Annotated in this window: 12 protein-coding genes; 4 read left to right on the forward strand and 8 right to left on the reverse strand. The window is 63.3% G+C overall.

All coding sequences use genetic code 11. The features are described 5' to 3' along the window. Positions 1-72 precede the first annotated feature (72 nt). From V3330_RS02000 to V3330_RS02020, 5 genes are all read right to left on the reverse strand, one after another. Positions 73-2313 (reverse strand): TonB-dependent receptor, encoded by a 2241-nt coding sequence (locus V3330_RS02000; protein ID WP_354693705.1) that lies wholly within the window; start codon positions 2311-2313, stop codon positions 73-75. 154 nt (positions 2314-2467) lie between these two features. Then, on the reverse strand, positions 2468-2977 hold the full coding sequence (locus V3330_RS02005) for a DUF6152 family protein (protein ID WP_354693706.1): 510 nt from the start codon (positions 2975-2977) through the stop codon (positions 2468-2470). Then, positions 2978-3799 (reverse strand): hypothetical protein, encoded by an 822-nt coding sequence (locus tag V3330_RS02010; protein WP_354693707.1) that lies wholly within the window; start codon positions 3797-3799, stop codon positions 2978-2980. It abuts the gene before it with no gap. Between the two features lie 193 nt (positions 3800-3992). Then, positions 3993-5579: a phytoene desaturase family protein gene (locus V3330_RS02015; RefSeq protein WP_354693708.1), complete on the reverse strand. Its 1587-nt coding sequence runs from the start codon at positions 5577-5579 to the stop codon at positions 3993-3995. Positions 5580-5665: 86 nt separating this feature from the next. Continuing rightward, positions 5666-6466, reverse strand: coding sequence for an ABC transporter ATP-binding protein (locus tag V3330_RS02020; protein WP_354693709.1), 801 nt, complete (start codon positions 6464-6466; stop codon positions 5666-5668). 212 nt (positions 6467-6678) lie between these two features. Here V3330_RS02020 and V3330_RS02025 point away from each other — a divergent pair, with 212 nt between their 5' ends. Both V3330_RS02025 and V3330_RS02030 read left to right on the forward strand, forming a co-directional pair. Continuing rightward, positions 6679-7776 carry an NAD-dependent epimerase/dehydratase family protein gene (locus tag V3330_RS02025; RefSeq protein ID WP_354693710.1) on the forward strand — a complete coding sequence of 366 codons (1098 nt, stop codon included), beginning with the start codon at positions 6679-6681 and terminating at the stop codon, positions 7774-7776. Between the two features lie 198 nt (positions 7777-7974). After that, positions 7975-9912 (forward strand): acyltransferase family protein, encoded by a 1938-nt coding sequence (locus V3330_RS02030; protein WP_354693711.1) that lies wholly within the window; start codon positions 7975-7977, stop codon positions 9910-9912. 57 nt (positions 9913-9969) lie between these two features. Here V3330_RS02030 and V3330_RS02035 read toward each other — a convergent pair whose 3' ends face one another. Further along, on the reverse strand, positions 9970-11133 hold the full coding sequence (locus V3330_RS02035) for an MFS transporter (RefSeq protein WP_354693712.1): 1164 nt from the start codon (positions 11131-11133) through the stop codon (positions 9970-9972). 157 nt (positions 11134-11290) lie between these two features. Here V3330_RS02035 and V3330_RS02040 point away from each other — a divergent pair, with 157 nt between their 5' ends. Then, positions 11291-13201 carry a vWA domain-containing protein gene (locus V3330_RS02040; RefSeq protein ID WP_354693713.1) on the forward strand — a complete coding sequence of 637 codons (1911 nt, stop codon included), beginning with the start codon at positions 11291-11293 and terminating at the stop codon, positions 13199-13201. A 93-nt stretch (positions 13202-13294) separates the two neighbouring features. Here V3330_RS02040 and V3330_RS02045 read toward each other — a convergent pair whose 3' ends face one another. After that, entirely contained in the window at positions 13295-14701 is a 1407-nt protein-coding gene (locus V3330_RS02045) for a phosphotransferase family protein (protein WP_354693714.1), read from the reverse strand. Positions 14702-14942: 241 nt separating this feature from the next. Here V3330_RS02045 and V3330_RS02050 point away from each other — a divergent pair, with 241 nt between their 5' ends. Beyond that, positions 14943-16223, forward strand: coding sequence for an amidohydrolase family protein (locus V3330_RS02050; RefSeq protein WP_354693715.1), 1281 nt, complete (start codon positions 14943-14945; stop codon positions 16221-16223). A 15-nt stretch (positions 16224-16238) separates the two neighbouring features. Here V3330_RS02050 and V3330_RS02055 read toward each other — a convergent pair whose 3' ends face one another. After that, complete coding sequence (locus tag V3330_RS02055) at positions 16239-17519, reverse strand: sialidase family protein (RefSeq protein WP_354693716.1); 1281 nt, start codon at positions 17517-17519, stop codon at positions 16239-16241. Positions 17520-17713 lie beyond the last annotated feature (194 nt).

Consider the following 17713-nt stretch of genomic DNA (forward strand, 5'->3'; position numbering starts at 1 on the left):
GGCGACCCCGGGACTCGAGGAAAAGCCGGCACCAGGAAGTGCCGGCCATTCCCGTCCCCATTCTGCCGGACTTTACTGGAACTCCGTGGCGAATCGAACACCCCAGATGCGGGGATGCGGACGCACACGGATTCCGCCAAAGCCAAAATTGCTCTGCCCCGTATAGTAATCTTCGTCGAGGGCATTCTCGACGAACACTTCGAAACGACCGGCATCGGATTCCGCACCCAGACGCAAATTCAGGACATCAAAGGCCGGTGTCTCGTTGGGAAAGCCCGGAGTCAGGATCGCTTCGATATTAGGCACGGTTTCCGAGCGGTAACTCCACTCACCGCGGACATAGCCTTCCAGGCCGGAAAAACCAGAAATCTGGATGGGGAAACTGTATTGCGACTGCAGATTTAGCGTCCACTCGGGAGCGCGAATCATGTCCTCGCCGGACAGGTCCACCTGCGCGCCGGTAATCACGGCATTTGGGAAACTGTCGAACTTGGCGTCGAGATATCCGGCACCACCGGAAACCGACCAGGCGTCGCCGAGCTGGGCAGCGAACTCCAGCTCAAATCCCTTGCTGGAGGCGCTGGCTGCATTGTTGGTGGTCGTAACCAATACGATTTCACCGGTATCCGGATTGGTCAGGGTTTCGAACGAGGTGACCTGCAGATCCTCCCAATCCATGTAGAACACGGTAGCGTTCAGCATCAAGGAACGGTTGAGGAAAAACATGCGGGCACCTGCCTCGTAGTTCCACAGGATTTCCTCATCGTAAGACTGCTCGGTAACCGATTCGTTGAACTGGAGACCGCCGGCCTTGTATCCCTTTGAAATCGTGACGTAGGTCGTGACGTCGTCGTTCCAATCGTATGACACCGACAAACGGGGGGAGAAGTCATCGAACGACTGCTCACCGGTCTGCGTGTCCAGGGTCGTGCCGAAGCCGATGCCGTCAGCGCGACCTTCCACCTTGTCGTGGGAATAACGCGCACCCGCCGTAATCGCGACCCGGTCGCTCACCTGCCAAAGCGCCTGGCCAAAGACTGCCCAACTGGTCGCCTTGTTGTAGTTGTCTCCCACATCGATGGGAAAGCCATCCGGCAGTCCGAAGAACCCATCCGAACCGGCGAAAACACCGAAGTCACTGTCCACTTCGTCCTCGGCGTACAAGGCCCCCACGGTCCACTCGACCGCACTGTCCGCAGTCGACTGGACACGAACCTCCTGACTCCAGCTCGACGTCTTGTCCAACGCATCCTGATAGACCAGGGATTCACTGGTGAAATCAAGATCGTCGTGGTAATCCCGCTCCGTGTCGATGAAGCCCGTGATGGAACGAATCTGGAAATTATCCGCCTCATACGTCATGCGCAGCGTCAATATATCGGAATCATTGTTCTGCCGCTCACGCCGGTCGTGATTCACCAGCGTGGTGTTTTCGGGGTAAAACGGCAATCCATTGGAGACCGGCACCGTCGTGCCCACGATGGAAGCGGTGTCCGCATCGAGAACCCCAGTGGGAACCAGCGGATCCAGGCCGGAATCGTCCCGCGTGATGTAGGCCGCGAAATCAACGGTAAAATCATCCGTCGCCAGCCAACGGCCGGCCAGTTTGGTGCTGGTCAGCGAATAATCGCTGCGGCCGCCGGATTCGTTGACGTTTTTGATGAACCCGTTGCTTTCCTCGTGATTGAACATCGCACGCAGGAAGAAACGCTCTGTCACCACCGGAACATTGACGACACCGGTAAGACCCCATGTATCGTGACTGCCGTAATGCGCACTCACTTTTCCTTCGTATTCGGGACCGGGCTGATTCGAAGTGATGTTGAGCGCTCCGCCCGTGGCATTGCGGCCGAAGAAGGTGCCCTGCGGTCCACGCAGTACCTCGACCCGTTCAATATCCTCCAGCACGAGGTTGACCGCGCCTTCCTGCGCGACATTGGCGACATTGAATTCGTCCAGGTAAACACCGAAAGCATTGACGCTGCCACCGATGTTGCTCACGCCGCGAATCGCGATGTCCACGGAGCGGGGGCCGCTGCGACCGGCTTCCTGGTAGGAAACGTTGGGCGTTTGCACGAAGTATCCGCGCAGGTCCTTCACGTTCGTCGCTTCCAGCGCCTCGGAATCGAAAACGGAAATACTGATGGGCACGTCCTGCAGAGACTGAACTCTGCGCTCGGCCGTTACGATAACTTCTTCAAGCTGTGAGGACGTGCGTGAGCCGTCCTGCGCGGCCGCCACATTAACGAGCCCGGGCCCGAGCAGGCAGAGACACAGCAATGTCGAGTTTCTTCTTCGTTTCGGTGTAATCACATTTCTCTCCGTTTTCTCTTGTGATTGGATGGGACCGGGAAGTTCAGGATGTACTGAAAATCCAAACTTCCGGCCGGCCCGGACGGGCCGCCCCGTGGTCCGGGTGCCTTCGATAATGGAATCGGTGGCCAGACGAGGGGCCACCGAAAGCGGATCAGTCCGCGGTTGAATCCGTTGCTGCTCGCTGCTGGCGCCTTCTCTGCTCCAACTCGTCGAGCTGACGCTGCCGTTCCCCGGCTACCGTATTGCCACCACGAATCTCGGTGCCGTCTTCCAGCACGATGGTCTCCCAGTCCACTTTGTTTCCGCCGTCCCGTGCGGGCCTGCCGGTAACCGTGATTCGATCACCGGGCGACAGCATGTCCTGGGTCCATCCGCGTCGTTTCAGAACGCCGGCGGCGTTACCCTCCGCCAGCCATTTCTCGGTCGATCCGTCGTCTGTCTCGACGGTGAAATAGATACGCACGTGCGGGTTGATCAGGCGGAATTCAGCCACCGTACCGGTGACGGAAACAACCTGGTCCATGACATAGTGCGAAGCGGCGTTGTGGTGTGCATGAACACCGGTCGCCAGCACCGTGGCGACGCACCCGAGAATGAATCTGAGCAGCACGGCCGGCGCCCCGGTTGTTCCCTTCCCACGGTAATTTTTCTGCCACGCCATTCAGAATTCTCCTGTTGTCGCTTCACAAACAAACTCATTGAGTGTCCAGCCTTCCGCCCGGAGTACCGACCGCTGGTCCACCAGCGGTTCGGTGAAATTCACCGGGTCATGCGTGGTAAGCACAAGGTCGAGGCGCTGGCCGTTCTCCGACAGTGAATACTCCTCGACGATGCGGGCTTCGGGACTGAGCGGTATGGACCCGCCGGGCAAGCCGATCTTGTTGGGCACCAGCCGGGTGGTCTCGATCACCAGGGTGTCCCCACGCATCCGCGCGGTCGACGTCCCGAGACGTGATGGCGACGCCCCGAGTGAAGGGGGCGCGTCCAGCGAAACGCGACGGACGGCATTCCAGTACTCGTAACGAAGCTCCAGACCGCCCTGCACCCGCTTGATTTCAAAGGGCAAGGGCGCATTGATCTGATGCTGCAACCCGTCGCCGTCCGGCGTGCAATCAATGGTCGGGTCATCCGTGGGGTCGAATGCAGCGAGCGCTTCCCGTGCCGCCGGTGTCAACGAGGCATCGATCAGATCAGCCTCGAAGGCACGCACGTCATTCACCAGTTCGCCGATGGAACGGTCGTTGTTCTCCGGATCGGCCAGCAGATCCTGCAGATGTCGATAGCCCTGCAGCGTACAGCCACTGCAGGCAAGATCTTCAATAAGCCACAGCGGGTCGTCGCGGGATATACGGGAGGGTTTCCAAACCCCCTCGAAGCGATCCAGAGCTTCATCGGCGAAGAGTGGACCGCACCGGCCTGCAATGCAGATGACGACGAGCAGAATGATCGGGGCGAAACCCCATGGTGGTGTGAACCTGTTCATGCACTCCCTCGCGGGAGGCCTGCACGCTAATCGTTGCCGCCCCCCTCCAGACCAGGCAGCCATCCGGACGGAAAGCCGCATTTCGGATGCATGTTATGTACCACTCGCACGACAGTAAACCCGCATTTTAGGGTGAAGGCCCTCACAACTGAGGAGGGCCCGGTGACTGTCGTGCCCAACCCGGTCAGGGAGGTTACAGGCTCTTGGCCACGAGGTAGCCGGAACCCCCGCCCAGACCGGGCCCCGGATGGGTCGATGCGCCGATGTGGTAGAGGTTACGGATCGGCGTTTCGTGGTTCTTCAGCCCACGCAGCGGCCGCCACAAAAAGTTCTGATCCAGACTGCATTCCCCACCATAGGGATCACCGCCCACCAGATTGATATTGAGCGACTCCAGGTCGGCCGGAGACAGCACGGTACGGGCGATGATGTGTTCCCTGAGCCCACGGATATGATTGCCGAGGCGATCGACGATGCGATCGGCATAGGCTTCGCGCACCGACTCGGTCCAGTTCCCATCCGGCGGGATGTCTATTTCGCCAGCGGCGTCACCGAGAATACGGGGAGGCAGTTCCTGCAACTGGATCCACAGCAGGCCCTTGCCTTCCGGAACGCGACTGGGGTCCAATGCCGCCGGCTGCCCGACCACCACTGTTCCTTCCGCCGGCAACAGGCCGCGGTCGGCCTCATTCATGGCCCGCGAAACCCCGTTCAGGCCCGGGGTTACGTGAACGATGGCCACCTGGCCCAGTTCATCCTGAACCCACTCCGGCGGGGCATCCAGGGCCAGGTGGATTTGCATGTCGGCCCGGCCGTGGCGAAACGCCCGGGTCTGTTGCGCTATGGGCTCGGGCACGACGGCGGGATCGAGCAGGCGCTGGTACAGCTGGGCAGGCGTGGTGCTGCAGATGACCGACTTCGTGGCGTGAAACGCAGTACCGTCGCCGAGTTCGACACCGGTGGCCCTGCCATCTTCGGTGCGCACCTGCACGACATCGGCGTTCAGACGAATGGCGCCGTCGTGCGCACGGATCAGTTGCTCGAACGCCTGCACCAGGCGGAACCCCCCGCCCTTGACGACGGGACAGCCAGCCATCTCCAGCGTGAACGCGATGATTCGCGCCATCTGACCGGACGTGGTCGCATCCGGGCTCATGCCGGTATGGGCCGGCCAGGTGGCGAAGCAGGCTGCGGCCGCCTCCGAATTGAAATCCCGCTCCAGCCAGTTGCGTCCGTTCTCCAGGCAGGACGCAAAATAGCGACTCAGGAACACCGGCCCGCGTTTGATCAACGCCGCCAGGAAGACCTTCGCGGTGCCCCAGCGCCAAAACTCATTGCCGAGCAGGGTAAAAGTCAAATCCAGGGACTGCTCCAGTTCTGACAGGGACTGTTGGTAACGATCTCCATCACCGGCGGACAGTGCATTGAAATTCGCGACGTTTTCTTCGCGTGAAGTTTTCAATATGCAATAGCTCTGGTCCGGCAGGATGGCCGCGGTGGGCCGATCGGTATTGCAGTATTCCAGACCGTATTTCTCCAGGTCATCCTTGAGCTCGGCATAGGCCGGAGAGGTCACGAACAAGGGATGCCAGTTCGACAGCACATCGTGAATGAAACCCGGCGCGGTGAGTTCCTCGGTGCGGATGCAGCCCCCCAACCGGTCGTTACGCTCCAACAGCAGAATGCGGTCGCCGCGACGCGCCAGCAAAGCGGCGCAAACCAGCGAGTTGATGCCGCTGCCGACAATGATGTGGTCGAATGTGTCCGTCGATTCTGTCATGCCTGTATCCGATTGCCTGCGGGGTTCGTGACCCGTTTTAGACGGCTGACGCCGGGCTTGCAAGTATCAACCCACGGCGACCGGACTCACGCCGCCCCCGGATAGGCCAGAATATGGCCGTCGACTTCCGTCACACGCAGATTCGTTTCGTACACGTCGCTGAGGCATTCGGCAGTGAGAACGGACGCTTTACTGCCATCGGACACGATTTCACCGTTCTTGAGAATGATGACCCGCTCGACCTCGGGCGGAATGTCATTCAGATGATGCGTCACCCACACCAGGCTGCGGCCGTTCCTGGCCCATTGACGAACCCGCGCGAGAAAATCGAAAGTCGCCGCCAGATCCAGTCCGGCGGTTGGTTCATCGAAGATCAGCGTATGCGGGTCATGGATCAATGCGCGGCCGAGCAGACACCGGCGCTGCTGCCCGGTGGACAGGTCGCGGTAAGCCCGATCCGCCAGGACGTCGATTTCCAGTTCGCGCATGATCTCCTGTGTCTGTTCCCGATGCCGCGGCCGGACCCGGGCGCGCAGCCGGTCGTCCAGTCCGATGCTCGAGAAAAAACCGGAAACCACCACGTCGAATACACTGGCGTAGGGTGTGAATTCCGCCTGCAGCTCGTGCGACACCAGACCAATGTGTTTGCGCAATTCCCAGACGTTCCAGCGCTCGCGGCCCAGAATACTGACCCGGCTGTCGTCATCCGGCGCGTGGCGCAGTTCGCGGGTGATGGTCTTGAGCAAAGTGGTCTTCCCTGCCCCGTTCGGCCCCAGGATGGCCACCCGCTCGTGCTGACCGATACTCAGCGAAAAACGGTGCAGTGCGCGGGTCGAGCCGCGCCAGACGGTGGCATTGCGCATTTCAATCAGGGGGGCTTCAGTCACGATTCATCCTGGCGGTCAAAACGCGCAATAGAACACAGAACGCCTCGTCGAACAATCCCGGACCGGTTTCCGCATCAACACACCGCGACCGACCCGGCCATGACGGCCGGCACAGACGATTTCGCCAGTCACCGTGTATGCTTCGCTGAATCCGAAAGTGTGGATCTGCCAGCCGGCCGGCACGACGGACAGCGAAGTACAGGAGACCGCAAATGACGTTGAATCGCAGACAATTGATCCGCAACCTCGGTACCGGCGCGCTCGGTGCCCTGGTGCCGTTCGGCCTGACGGCACGGACACGGCCCAACGAAGAACCGTTACGCATCCTGTTCCTCGGCGGCACGGGGTTCATCGGTCCGCACATGGTCCGGCAGGCGCTGTCCCGCGGCCACGAAGTCACCCTGTTCAACCGCGGCAACCATCCGGACGCCTTTCCACAACTCGAACAACTGGTCGGTGACCGGGATGGCGGCCTGACCGCCCTTGAAGGCCGGCAATGGGATGCGGTGATCGACACGTCGGGTTACGTACCGCGGCACGTGGATGACTCGTCCCGGTTGCTGGCGGCAGCCGGCACTCCTCATTACCTGTTCATTTCGACGGTCGCGGTCTACGAGCGGTTCGATAGCCCGGAGATGGACGAATCCGCACCGCTGGCCACACTCGAAGACCCGGGTGTGGAGGAGGTCACAGGCACCACGTACGGACCGCTCAAAGTCTTGTGCGAAGCCGCGGTCAAAGCCCACTATCCGGCCGCGCACACCATTTTGCGGCCGACCTTCATCTGTGGCCCGGGCGACCACACCGACCGTTTCATCTGGTACATCGACCGGCCGCTGGCTGGCGGTCGCATGGCGGTCCCCGGCCCGCAATCACTGGCGATCAGCTATGTCGACGTCCGTGACCTCGCTGAATTTACCGTGCGCGCCCTGGAAGAACGCATCGAGGGCGCCTACAACATGGTCAACCCGCCGGGGGCGACCACCACGGGCGACCTGATGCGTGAATCACTGACCGCCAGCGGCGCCGATCCGGACCTGGTCTGGATGACGTCCGGGTTCCTGCGCGACCACGAACTGGAATGGCGCTTTCCCATGTGCCCCGATCCGCTGGAAAATCCGGCCGTTGGCCATTTCAGCCAGGCCGCGGCCCGCGAACGGGGATTTTCCAACCGCCCGTTCACGGAGACGGTCCGGGCCACCTTCGATTGGTGGATGAACCAACCCGAAGAGCGGCGAAAGAACCGGCGTGACGTGCTTCCCCGGGACGTGGAACAGTCCTGGCTGGCGGCGCTGGATGCCACCACCTGACGGCCCCCCATCCCGGCGCGGCCGTACGATTTCCCGGTTGAGTACCAGCCTCAAGCTGAACCCGTGGCCACGGGGCGAAAGTGTTCTTTGCATGACTTCGGTCAGCCCGGACCGTCGAATACACGCACGGCACTGCGTATGATCACCGGGTGGTCGGGCTGACACGGGCACTGCTCAGGAAAAACCGGCAGAGGTAACATGCGCAAGCTCGCTTATCGGGCAGATGTCGATGGACTGAGAGCCGTCGCCGTGGTGGCGGTCATCGCCAGTCATCTCCCGGAAAAGTTCCTGCCCAGCGGTTTTCTCGGCGTCGATGTGTTTTTCGCGATTTCCGGTTACGTGGTCACGGCGTCCCTGATGAGCCAGCGGCGCACGCAACTGGCACAACTGTACGCGGGCTTTCTGTCCCGGCGGGTGCGGCGGCTTCTGCCGGCGCTGGCCGTTTGCGTGGCGGTGACCGGTTCGGTGGTGCTGGCGACCGACCCGTTTCCCGCCGCATCCGTTGAAACCGGACTGGCTGCCTTGTTCGGATTCGGCAACATCGTCCTGTTCTTCTTCGAACTCGACTATTTTTCACCTTCCTCGCTGTTCAATGCCTTCACGCACACCTGGTCCCTGGGTGTCGAAGAACAGTTCTATGTCGTATTTCCCGCTTTTGTCTGGTTGTTCTATTTTCGCCCCGGCGCCCGGTCCTTCAGACTGCTCGGTCTCGCGATGATCGTCGGCGGTCTGATTTCCATCACGCTGTTTGCCGGGCTCTACGGCGAGCATCAGGCGGCGGCTTTTTTTCTGATGCCCGCGCGCATCTGGGAGCTGGGTGTCGGTTCCCTGGTTTTTCTCGGCCGGCGTCACCTGCAGGCGCCACGCATACAGGCTGCGCTGCGTCCGCTTTCTCCGCTGGTTCTGCTGGCATTGATCGCCTGCTTTCTCGTTCCCGAACACCACCACATGCCGGCGACCATCGTGGCCGTTTTTCTGGCGGCCACTCTGCTCGCATCCGAACGGAATTCACCGGCTGCCCGGATTCTTTCCTTTTCACCGACCGTCTATGTCGGCAAGATTTCCTATTCGCTCTACCTGTGGCACTGGCCTGCCATAGCCCTGGGACCCATCGTGCTGGCCGCGGGCTGGCGGCACTCGGCCGTTTACGTGCTCATTGCCGCGATTGCGGCGGTGCTTTCCTACCATGCCATCGAAAAGCCGCTGCGTTATGCAACCTGGTCGGGACGCCGGGTGGGTGACATCGCCCTGGGCGCCACCGGCAACGCGCTGATTGCCGGGATGCTGATGTTCGCCATGGCTGGCACGGGCGCACAATCAGCGACGGCCACGGCCTCGCTGCATCCGCCACCCTATCTGCCCGTCAGGCCGAGCGGCAAATCACACAAGAGAACCTGCGCCCTGGACGGCGGCAGCCGCAAACTGACACCGGATACGGTGACGGACTGCACCCTGCCGCCCCGACCCGGATCCTCCATGCCGACCATCTGGACCATGGGCGACAGCCATTCCGGACACCTGCAGGGAATGCTCTACGAACTCCACGACCGCCTCGGTGTTGGCGTACACCTGGTCGAAACCCCGGGTTGGCCATATCCATTCGAACCCGGCACACAGTTCGTGCCCCGCAAAGAACTGTACTCACGCATCCGGCCGCTGTTCGAAGCGGGCGACATCGTGCTCATCGCACGGATCTACATTTCCCGCTCGACGCCGCATACGGTCAAGGAGATTCGCCCCTGGCTCCATGATGTGGGCCGCCTGGCCGACGACCTCGCGGCCCGGGGCGTCAGCCTCGTCATTACCGGCCCGAGCCCGATTTTTCCGTTCAAGGACATCCGTGAGTGCAGTCTCGATGAACGCGAGATCTGCCGACTGCAGAGAGACGCGTTCGAGCCACTGGTCGAGTCAGTAACGGACCGATTGACCCAACTCGAAAAAGAGCATGCCAACGTTGTCGTGTTCAAGCTGTTCGACACGGTTTGCCCCCGGTCGGACGGGTATTGCTACCCCGACAACGGCAGCAGCTTTCTGTACCGCGATCGCGACCATTTCAATTCGCTGGGTTCGCGATTGCTGGCGGAGCCCTTCGTCGACCTGCTCCGGTCGTCCGCCCTCATCCGGCCGGGACAGTAATTGGCTGAATGGCGTTCCGGGGGAAACCTGGCGCTGACGTTCGACCGTTCGGACACGTCAAGGACGTGTTCGGGGAACGCGGCGCAGTTCGTACAATCCGAGGGTCAGCGGCACCAGCATCATCACCAGGCACAGGACGACCACGCCGCGCCAGCCCTGGTGTTCATAGGCGTAGCCCGAAGCGGTTATACCGCTCCAGCCACCCACGTAGTAGAACAACACGTACAGGGCGTTGGCCCGCCCGCGGCCGGTCTCCAGGCGCTGGTTGAGCGCACCCACCGCCGATGCGTGCACCGCGAAGTAGCCGGTGCACACCGCCGCCAACGCAACGGCGACAGCCGGCACCGATGGAAGCAGGGAGAGCATCAATCCCAGCGCGAATACCGCCGCACCTCCGCTCATCGCGGCTCCGTTGCCGTGGCGGTTGCTGATACCGCCGGCCAGGGGACCGACAAGGATGCCCAGCACATAGGTCAGGTAGAGAGCCGTCACCCACTGAACGGGTACGGCCAGAGGCGGTTCCGAAAGGTGAAACGGCAGGAAATTGAAGACCGACGAGAAGGCGAAGAACGAGGCGAACGCCACACCGAACAGCCGCAACAGGTCGATCCGAACCACCAGCGACCACAGGCCGGCTCCACTGGCGGCGGGATGGCTGATCGGGCGATCACCGCGCAGACGCCAGACCGCCAGCACGGTGGCGACACCGACCAGGACAGCCGCAGTAACGAAGGCATAACGCCAGTGGGCCGGAGGATGCAGCCAGCCGCCCAGCAGCCGGCCACCCAGGCCGCCGGTTACCGTCGCGGATACGTAACTGCCCATCACGACATTCAGCCGCTCGGGGGGTAGAGTGCGCGCAAGGTAGGCCACCAGGCTGGTGGTCAGCATCGGCACGAACAGTCCCTGCACGAAGCGAACCGTGATCAAGGTCCAGAGGTGTTCGGTCAGTGCCGCCAGCAGGCTGCAAACCACAACCACGCTGCCCCCGGCCAGCAGAATCCGCTGCACTGACGAACGGTCGGTCAAAATCCCGATGGGCAGGATGGACAGCGCGATGCCCAGTACCACGGCGGAAACCGTCAGCGAGACCCGGGCAGGATCCGCTCCGAACTCCTCCGCCAGCACCGGCAGCACCGGCTGGGTGATGTACACGGTGCTGAAAGCGGCAGCGACCAGGAAGAACACCACGGCCTGCAAGGGCAGTCTGTCGATCAACACCACGCCATCCCGTCAACACCCGCGATCTGGCAGGCCAAAGTGCCAGAGCAGACCGTTCGCCGCAATGCCGCGCACGCCCTGGCCGGCAATTTGACTTGAATTCCATCCACACCGATGATCTCTGAGTCTCCTATCTGAAACCAAAAGGGGTTCCAGGATGATACGTATTCGATTCATTGCCGTGTGGGTGTGCGCCATACTGCTGCCGCCGGCCGTGATTGGCCAGGACAACATCACCCTGGACGCACCCGCGAGCGCCGGCATCAACGAGGCCATCGAAGTCCAGACAGGAGGGACGCCCGCCCGGGGTGACACCGTGCGCTTCGCCGATACCGACGGCAATCTCCTCGGTGGCAGCTATGCCTATGTCGGGTTGGCGAAAAACGGGCTTCTGACCCTGTCCGCCCCGGTCGACCCGGGCGAGTACCAGGTGGTTTATGTGTCCGGCGGAGAAATCATCGCGCACAGCCCTCTGACGGTACAGGCCGTGGAAGCCATGGTCGAGGTACCGCAGCAGGTCGGCATGAACGATGCCTTCGACGTGCAATTCAGTGGACCGGCGAACAAGGGAGACACCCTGAGGATCGCGGATTCGACGGGCAAGGCGGTGGGCCGCGCGTATGCTTATGTCGGCCTGGCCAAAAACAACAAGATATCCCTGCGGGCCCCGGCGCAAGCAGGTGACTATCGGGTCGAATACGTCACCGGACGCAAAGTCATCGGCAGCGCGGCCCTTCGGGTTTTCGGCGTACAGGCCGATGTAACGATACCGGCGACCGTACCGGCCGGCGCGGTGTTCCAGGCGAACTGGAACGGCCCCGCCAACCATGGAGACCGCCTGCGCGTGCGCGATTCGGGCGGGCGGAACACCGGCAGCTATGGCTACGTGGGCATCAATCCGAAAGGCGTGACCCTGCGCGCGCCGGAAGAGCCGGGCACCTACGAAGTCGTCTACCTGACAGGCGACCAGGTCATTGGCACCGCCGCGTTCGACGTCACCGGGGTGTCCGCCGAACTGGACGCGCCGGATGAGGCACCGGGCAATGAACGCTTCGAAGTGCACTGGACCGGTCCCGGCAATTACGGGGATGTGATCAGGCTTTTTCCCGACGGGGCCGATGACGATGTCGCCTACACATACATCGAACCCGGCGATGACACCGGCGTCGCCCCCGGCATTGACCAAACCGTTTTCATCCACGCACCCGCAACGCCCGGTGTTCACGAATTGCGCTACGTCAGCCACGGGGGCACGACCCTGGCCAGTCGACGCATCGACATCACGCCACCCACGATCCTGCCGGGCAGCCTGCAGGTACTGCCCGGGAATCGACCGGCCCTGGGACCGGGTGATGCCGTCGAGATCATACTCGATGCTTCCGGCAGCATGCTGCAGCGGCAGAACGGTGAACGCAGGATCACCATCGCCAAGCGCACGCTGGACGGCCTGATCAGTGAGACCCTGCCGGCAGGCACACCCCTGGCACTGCGGGTATTCGGTCATCGTGAGGCCGACAGTTGCCGAACCGACCTGGAAATTCCGCTGAAGCCTCTCGACCGCGCTGGCGCCGCGGCCGTCCTGGCCGGGATCACTGCGATGAACCTGGCGAAGACACCGATCGCCGACTCACTGGCGCACACGGAGCCCGACCTGGCCGGCGTGAGCGGTGAGCGCATCATCGTGCTGGTGACCGACGGCGAGGAAACCTGTGATGGCAATCCGGCGGACGTGATCGCGGCGATGCGGTCCAGGGGCATCGACATTCGCTTCAACATCGTGGGTTACGCCATCGATGATCCCGGCCTGCGCGAAACGTTCGAGCGCTGGGCGGCGCTGGGTGGTGGCGCTTACTTCAACGCCGATGACGAAGTGGGCCTGGCCGCGGGCCTGACCCGGGCGGTCAATCCCTCGTTTGATATCGTCAATGCCGACGGCGAGGTCATCGGCCGCGGCGTCGCCGGCGCCGACCCGGTTTCGCTGATGCCCGGACAGTACACGGTACGCCTGGCCGAGCGCACCGAAGCCATCGAAATCCAAAGCGATCGACTTACCACACTGGAACTGTGATCAGCGCGCGATAGTTGCCCGCGCCGGACCGCGGGCGGCTGGTTCCGCCGGAGACAGCTTATCGGAAGTCCCCGCGAGGGCCCTCGATCACTGTCATCGTGCTCCCGCCGAATCCGGCGCTCCGCGTGCCAGCATCCAGCGCAGCCGGGCAAGTATCTGGGCCGGAATCTGGCTCGACTCGAACGACGGCTGCTCTGCCGCGGCTTCGAGGCGCCGGGCTGCCAGCACAATGGACCAGGGCTGAGCCAGGGCGTTCACTGCTTCCCACACCGGCTGCGGATCGGACGGGCGGACCGCGGATGGAAGTGCGCTGTCAAACGCCGACCTGATGCGCTCCATCAGCGACGCCGGAATTCGCATCACACCCGCCTGGGGCCGGGCCTGCCGGCACGAATTTTCGTGATCGATCAGTATCCGCGCCAGCGCGAAATGCGGCTCGGCCACGACCGCTTCGGACCAATCGATGATGCGCGGACCCGAGGGTTTCAGAACCAGATTGTCGTTGCGGAAATCGGTATGCACCAGGCTGTGGGTCAGGCGCTGCTCCGCCAGTCGCTCCGCCTCGCGGACGATGTGAGCGCACCGGAGTGGCAGCGCATCCCGCTCCGGCCCGCTCAACGCCAGCCCGGCCTGCTCCAGAACGCCGGTCAGACGTTCCGGCGCCGCGAAGTAATCGACCAATTCCGCCGCCCCGAGTCGCGGGCACCCCAGCGCCCGCCAGCGATCCTCATCGTCCATCGCCGCTGCCTGCAGACGCGCCAGCGCCGCGGCACACTCGGGCAGCCGGTCCGGTTCCCGGAGCAGTTCGCCGTCCTGCAGAAAATCGCGGCTCAGCATCCAGTTCCGATCCGGTTCCACGGCGAGCGGGGCATCCACAACCCCCGGGCAGAGCGCCGACAGCGCCGGAACCAACTCCGCCTCGCGCGGGGCGCGTGGCGAGGCCGCCTTGAAGTAACACCAGCCCGCATCGGTCAACACCGCGAGCAGGCACGAGCGATCCCAGCCCGCCCGGTATTGAACCACCGGCGCGCGCCTGACCAGCTTGTGACGATGCAATTGGCGTTCGATCCAGCGCTCCGCGTGTTCGAACCAGCCCGGCTGCTGCCAGGGCCGCAGCTCGCCTGGTGTGGCAGGGTTCGCACGGGAATCCAGCCAGTCCAGACACGGCCCGGCAAGCTCGGGCCGGCCCGAGAAGGCGTGTTCGAGCTCCGCCCGGTCCATCCAGGCCGTGGACGCCGTCGGCGTGGCCCGGGTGGGCAAGTGCTCCATTTCCAGCCAGATGCGGCGGCCCTGACGATACACCAGGCGCAACACCCGCGTGTTCAGACGAAAACGGTCATACAGTTCACGGGCGATCGCCGCCGCGTGGTAGTCATACTGCATCGCGGGTACCCGGACCGTGGGCAGAGACCAGGTCTGCGTTTGCCGAACCGTGAGCAGGCGAGCCTGTTGCGGATGGCCGATGATGCAGTGGCAGTCAGCCGTGATGTCGGATGGCATGGTCCCTCAGCTGGATCCGGCGAAGAGTGCGCTATTCTAGCGGGCAAACCGCTTCAATGCTCTGCCTTCAGGGGCCATGTCAGCGGCCAACCCAGAAACTGTCTGCGTCGACTCCGACCCAGGTGCCAAGCCCGGGTCCGGCGCGCTTCGGAGCGCTTGTGTGCGGTGACGGGATTGCACCCGGGCACCCGGACTGAGACCTTGGACGCAGACTGTAGACAACGAATCGAGGTGACACGTCATGCGAGACCTTTCGTACCTGTTCGGACTGATCGGATTCCTCGTGGCGTCGGCCTGGGGCCAGCCCGCCATCGCCGAAACCGGAACGCCCGGCACCCTGGTCATTCATAACGCCCGTATCGTTACCGGCACCGGCCGGGTGATCGAAAACGGCTCGGTGCTGGTCGCCGACGGCAGAATTCAATCCGTCAACGATGGAGACGCGACGGGTGACCAGCGCATCGACGCCGGCGGCCGCACGCTGATGCCGGGCTTCATCGATGGCCATCGTCATATCGTTCCCGGTGATCCGTCACAGTGGAGTGACGAAGCCGCCGCCGTCCAGATGCAGAGTCTGCTGGATGCCGGATTCACCACCGTACTGTCCTGCGGCGACCCGCTGGAACGCATCCTGCAGTTACGCCAACAACTGGCGGACGGCAGCGTCAACGGCCCGCGCCTGCTCACCACCGGGTTCATGCCACTGGCCCAGCCCACGGGTCCACGCCCGACGGTCGACCCCGCTCGTGCCGAATCATCCTGGGCCCCGCGCACCCAGGCCGAACCCATCCCGGATGCGGCAACTCTCGCCACGCTGAAGAAATACAGCGATGCCGGTGTCGATGCGATCAAAACCGTTCTCATGGTATCCCCCGGCGGCCCGGAGAAGGAAACCCTGAAACTCATCGTTCGTGAAGGCAAGCGCCTTGGACTGCCGGTGGTAACCCACGCGGTGACCGTGATGGATACCGTGGCCGCGGTCGAAGCCGGCGTGGCAAGCCTGGTCCACACGCCGGTGGACGGCGAACTCAACGAGGCGGACCTGCACCTGATCGCCGAATCCGGCATCCCGATGATGACCACCCTGGGCGTATTCGTCCCGTTCTTCGCGCCCGACAACCAACCCCTGTTTCGCGACGGCACGCCGTTTCCCTGGGAGCGGCTTTACCACGCCGGCGAAGGCGCCGTTAACGCCCGCCTGTTGTGGAATGCCGGCACGGATCTCGCGTTCGGCACCGACACCCGCTACGGCGTGACTCCGGAACGCGATCACCGGCACTTGCTGGCGCACGAAATCCGCTCTCTGGAAATGGTCTTCTCACCCACCGACATCGTCACCATCATGACCGGGAATGCCGCCGCGGCCCTGGGCCGGCAGGATGAAATCGGCACCGTCGAAGCCGGCAAACTGGCCGACCTCGTTCTGCTCGACGGCAACCCGCTGACCGACAGCTCGGCACTGCTGAACGTCGACCTGGTGCTCAAACAGGGAGCCATCGTCGCGGATCACCGCAAACCCTGATCCCGCTCCGGCGAATCAGTGTCCGGCGCCGGTGCCGGCCACCTCCCCGGATCGAAGGGCCGTCAGCGATACGCGCGCGGTTCGAACCCGCGGCTTGTCGCCCGAGCTGTCCGTCCATGCCGCGATCAGCTGCTCCCCACTCACGGCCAACTGCGGAAAGCCGGCCGGACGGGTCACCTCGGTACGGGCGATGACCCGGCGGCGGCCCGGCGTTCCGTCGGCCGAGATGTGGCGGAGAACCAGTTCACCGCCCTTCCCGTCCGGATTGTCCAGCCAGCTCACCACCGCACCGCCGTCGTCCAGCAATACCACGCCGACCCGGCCTTCGGGTGAGTCCGTTGCCAGATCGACCGGCGGTTCGAAACTCCGCCCCCCGTCCATCGAGCGGGCATAACGCACCCGTGGCACATTCGCGGCCATCGTGAACCAGGCGACCGCAACGGTATCCTCCCGTGCGGCGAGCGCCGGTCCGTTCACCGGGCAACCGGCGATTTCCCAACCGTCTTCCGCCACCGGGTGACCGTCCAGCCAGCGGCCACCGTCCGTGAGGGCGACCTGGATGTCACGAATCTCGGCCTCGGTGCGATCCCGGTAAACCACAACCGGTCCCGACCGGGGGATGGCGACATCCGTCTGGCAGCAGTCGCAGACCAGGCCGTCGATTTCCGCCTGATGACCGAGATCGCCCGCCGGTGATAGCACCGCGGAGCGCAGCGTCATGCCATTGAGCTTGCCGTCCTCGCCTCGTTCCTCTTCGCTCACCGTCCGGCGTCCGTCCAGCCATACGGCGCCGACTCCGCCGTGCCACGGAAACAGGCTGACGAAGCCATGCTCGCTGGCCGTGCCATCACGATGCGGGGTAACGGGCGCGTCCCAGGTCTCACCGCCGTCCCGGGACAAGGCGATGGCGACGTCGTAGGTATACATACCACCGGCACTGAGTTGCAGCCAGTGCGCCGCCCACAGATTTTCCGATATGGGCACCACCGACGGAAAATCCGCCCAGTTGACGAACCAGTCGTCCCCGCCGGCGACCGTGCGTGGCGGCCCCCACCCTTCCGGCTCCAGGGTTGAGAAACGAAGTTCGGCCGAGCGGCCTTCGGTTTCCAGCCAGCTCAAGACCAGCGTCCCGTCGGGCCCCCGTGCCAGGTTGGGCGCGGAACTGCCGGGTGCGGCGTCCAGGGTCCATGCCGCCGGCTCTTCCGGCGCCGGGACTGCCGAAGCCATGCAAGCCGGGAGCAGCGTCAGGGCGGCAAAACAGAACATGCCGCCCAATCGGGAGTGTTCGATGTGCAAGAGATACTCCTGGTATAGGGTCGAAAACCGGAGCATAACAAGTTCCACCGATCGCCACGCGGGCGCGGGGCCGCAACGAGCCAGCCATCGCCCCGGTCACCCGCCCCGGCCAGGCCGAAGCATTCATTCATATCCTGTTAATACGCCGTTGATTCGGACGCAATCCCGCTGCCCTAAGCTCTGTTCCATCGTGT

Origin of the sequence: Elongatibacter sediminis, assembly GCF_037892215.1 — a bacterium.
In the GTDB taxonomy this organism is placed as follows: Bacteria; Pseudomonadota; Gammaproteobacteria; order Xanthomonadales; family SZUA-36; genus Elongatibacter; species Elongatibacter sediminis.

Coding starts and splice junctions, on each gene's coding strand:
- V3330_RS02025 (WP_354693710.1), top strand. CDS start 6,679: ATGACGTTGAATCGCAGACAATTGATCCGCAACCTCGGTACCGGCGCG.
- V3330_RS02050 (WP_354693715.1), top strand. CDS start 14,943: ATGCGAGACCTTTCGTACCTGTTCGGACTGATCGGATTCCTCGTGGCG.
- V3330_RS02040 (WP_354693713.1), top strand. CDS start 11,291: ATGATACGTATTCGATTCATTGCCGTGTGGGTGTGCGCCATACTGCTG.
- V3330_RS02005 (WP_354693706.1), bottom strand. CDS start 2,977: ATGGCGTGGCAGAAAAATTACCGTGGGAAGGGAACAACCGGGGCGCCG.
- V3330_RS02010 (WP_354693707.1), bottom strand. CDS start 3,799: ATGAACAGGTTCACACCACCATGGGGTTTCGCCCCGATCATTCTGCTC.
- V3330_RS02030 (WP_354693711.1), top strand. CDS start 7,975: ATGCGCAAGCTCGCTTATCGGGCAGATGTCGATGGACTGAGAGCCGTC.
- V3330_RS02015 (WP_354693708.1), bottom strand. CDS start 5,579: ATGACAGAATCGACGGACACATTCGACCACATCATTGTCGGCAGCGGC.
- V3330_RS02045 (WP_354693714.1), bottom strand. CDS start 14,701: ATGCCATCCGACATCACGGCTGACTGCCACTGCATCATCGGCCATCCG.